Origin of the sequence: Streptomyces anandii JCM 4720 (assembly GCF_014650655.1) — a bacterium.
Classification (GTDB): Bacteria; Actinomycetota; Actinomycetes; order Streptomycetales; family Streptomycetaceae; genus Streptomyces; species Streptomyces anandii.
In genome coordinates this window covers 395,517-398,446 of sequence record NZ_BMVJ01000006.1, presented here as the reverse complement: position 1 = coordinate 398,446, position 2,930 = coordinate 395,517, and the positions used below count along the sequence as shown (strand labels likewise).

Here is a 2,930-nt window from a genome sequence, read left to right as displayed (position 1 = left end):
CAGGAACGAACTCATCGGCGGATGATTCGCCGGGAACCCGTACGACGCCGGATGCTCCGACAGCTTCGCCAGCCGCAGCGGCTCCGGATGCCGGATCAGCTCGCCCAGGATCCCGTGCCCCTCCGGGTACGGGCCGATCTCCCTGATCACGTCCTCGTCGACGCCGATGGTGTGGAAGGCCGACAGCCGCCTGCCGTCCGGGCCGATCACGCCGAGCGCCGCGTACCGGGCGTCGACGAGGGTGGCCGCGGCGTCCACGATGCTGTAGAGCACGTGTTCCAGGTCCAGTTCGCGGCCGACGGAGAGCACCGCCTCCAGCAGGCTGTGCACCCGGTCCCGGGTGCCTCGGGCCGCGTCCAGGCGCGCCTGGAGTTCCTCCAGCAGCTCGTCCAGGCGCAGCTGCGGAAGCCGCATGCGCGCCTCCCCCGACTCCTCGGAGCTTCCCACCGACGTTCCTCCAAGCCCCTCTGACGTGCCCAGAGCCGCACCTCTGCGGTATTGCTCGGTAGTCACACTAACCGGTACGGCGGAAGGACGGCATGGGTACGGCCCGGGAGCACCGCGGTCTGCGGCGCGCCCGGGTGGGCGGTGGGACCACCGGGACCGTGCGGCCCGGTGGCCGGCGGGGCCGCCCGGGGTTCAGCGGCCGGGGCGGGCTGGGGTCAGTGGCTGTCGCCCCGCAGCCGGTCGCGGGCCTGGGTGGCGATGACGGCGGCCTGGATCCTGCGCTCCACGCCGAGCTTGGCGAGCAGCCGCGAGATGTGGTTCTTGACCGTCTTCTCGGCCAGGTAGAGGCGCTGGCCGATCTGCCGGTTGGTCAGCCCCTCGCCGATCAGGGCGAGGATCTCCCGCTCCCGGTCGGTCAGGCCGGGCAGCGCGTCCGGCTCCTCCTCCTGCTGCTGGCCGCCGCGCAGCCGGGCCATCAGCTTGGTGGTGGCGCTCGGGTCGAGCAGCGACTGGCCGCGGGCGACGGTGCGCACCGCGGAGACCAGGTCGGAGCCCTGGATCTGCTTCAGCACGTAGCCGGAGGCGCCCGCCATGATCGAGTCCAGCAGCGCCTCCTCGTCGTCGAAGGAGGTGAGCATCAGGCAGGCCAGCTCCGGCAGACGGGAGCGCAGCTCGCGGCAGACGGTCACGCCGTCGCCGTCCGGCAGGCGCACGTCGAGCACGGCCACGTCGGGGCGCAGCGCCGGGACGCGCACGAGCGCCTGCTCGGCGGTGGCGGCCTCACCGACCACCGTGATGTCCGCTTCGTCGTTCAGCAGGTCGTGCACCCCGCGCCGTACCACCTCGTGGTCGTCGAGGAGGAAGACCCGGATCGGGGTCTCGGGGCCGGCCTGCTCACGGTCCGCCATCGGTCGCTCTCCTTGTGCTTCTGTGTTCGATCGCCAGGGGGAATCCTTCCCCGGAACGGGGACTCAAGGCCAGGGCCTGTCGGCCCTGTTTCCAGCTTTCCACGCCGGGGCGGGCAGGTGTGACCTATGACCTGCGCAATTGCAAAATTCTGCAACTGCATACATTCTATATCTGTCTGTTCTGTACGGCCGGAGAGAAAGCCGAGGCCACCGCGCGATGACGTCCCCACTCAGCCGGGCAGGGTCCCGGCTCGTGTCCCTGCTGCCCTCCCGGGCCGAACTGGCGGGGATGGGCCGCAGCCCGCGCCGGGATCTGCTCGCCGGCCTGACCGTGGCCGTCGTCGCCCTGCCCCTCGCCCTGGGGTTCGGCGTGTCCTCCGGGCTCGGCGCCGGGGCGGGCCTGGCGACGGCGGTGGTCGCGGGCGCGCTCGCCGCGCTGTTCGGCGGCTCCGACCTCCAGGTCTCGGGGCCCACGGGCGCGATGACGGTGGTGCTGGTGCCCATCGTCGGCCGCTACGGCCCGTCCGGGGTGCTCACGGTGGGGCTGATGGCCGGGCTGATGCTGATCGCGCTGGCGGCGCTGCGGGCCGGGAAGTACATGCGCTACGTGCCCGCCCCCGTGGTGGAGGGGTTCACCCTCGGCATCGCCTGCGTCATCGGGCTCCAGCAGGTGCCGAACGCGCTGGGCGTGCCGAAGCCCGAGGGCGACCGGGTGCTGGTCGTCGCCTGGCGCGCGCTGGAGGCCTTCGTACGGCACCCGAACTGGACGGCGCTGCTGTGCGCCCTGGCGGTGGCGGCCGTGATGCTGGCCGGTGCGCGGTGGCGGCCGACCGTGCCGTTCTCCATCGTGGCCGTTCTCGCGGCGACCGTGGTGGTGCAGGCGGCCGGGCTGAAGGGCGCGCGGCCGATCGGCGACCTGCCCGCCGGGCTGCCCTCGCCCTCGCTCGGCTTCCTGCACCCCGGCGCGCTCGGCTCGATGCTCGCCCCGGCGGTGGCGGTCGCCGCGCTGGCCGCGCTGGAGTCCCTGCTCTCGGCCTCGGTCGCGGACGGGATGACCGTGGGCCGCCGGCACGACCCGGACCGCGAACTGTTCGGGCAGGGCCTGGCCAACATCGCGGCGCCGCTGTTCGGCGGGGTGCCCGCGACCGGCGCCATCGCCCGGACCGCCGTCAACGTGCGCACGGGAGCCGGCTCGCGGCTGGCCGCCCTCGCGCACGCGGCCGTGCTCGCGGTGATCGTGTTCGCCGCCGCGCCGCTGGTCTCCCGCATTCCGCTGGCCGCGCTCGCGGGCGTCCTGCTGGCCACCGCGGTGCGCATGGTGGAGGTGGGCTCACTGCGGGCCATGGCGCGGGCGACCCGCTCGGACGCGGCGATCCTCGCGCTGACCGCACTGGCCACGCTCGCCCTCGACCTCGTCTACGCCGTCGTCATCGGCTTGCTGGTGGCGGGCGCCCTCGCGCTGCGCGCCGTGGCCCGGCAGGCCCGTCTCGACCAGGTCCCGCTCGACCGCGGCGACCACAGTGCCGAGGAGCACGCCCTGCTCGCGGAGCACATCGTCGCCTACCGCCTCGACGG

Annotated in this window: 3 protein-coding genes; 1 reads left to right on the top strand and 2 read right to left on the bottom strand. The window is 73.8% G+C overall.

Annotation, left to right across the window (positions count from 1 at the left end):
- Nucleotides 1-414: GAF domain-containing protein (locus IE249_RS14455; protein ID WP_373304385.1), on the bottom strand; the 414-nt coding region annotated here is incomplete at its 3' end.
- Between the two features lie 248 nt (nt 415-662).
- Nucleotides 663-1,355: a response regulator gene (locus IE249_RS14450; RefSeq protein ID WP_189705204.1), complete on the bottom strand. Its 693-nt coding sequence runs from the start codon at nt 1,353-1,355 to the stop codon at nt 663-665.
- A 217-nt stretch (nt 1,356-1,572) separates the two neighbouring features.
- On the opposite strand from IE249_RS14450, the gene IE249_RS14445 reads away from it, so the two are divergent.
- Nucleotides 1,573-2,930, top strand: a 1,358-nt coding sequence (locus tag IE249_RS14445) for a SulP family inorganic anion transporter (RefSeq protein WP_229858454.1), incomplete at its 3' end; no start/stop codon positions are given.

Bases quoted from the DNA above. Each gene is read 5' to 3' on its own strand.
- IE249_RS14450 (WP_189705204.1), bottom strand. From the start codon at position 1,355: ATGGCGGACCGTGAGCAGGCCGGCCCCGAGACCCCGATCCGGGTCTTC.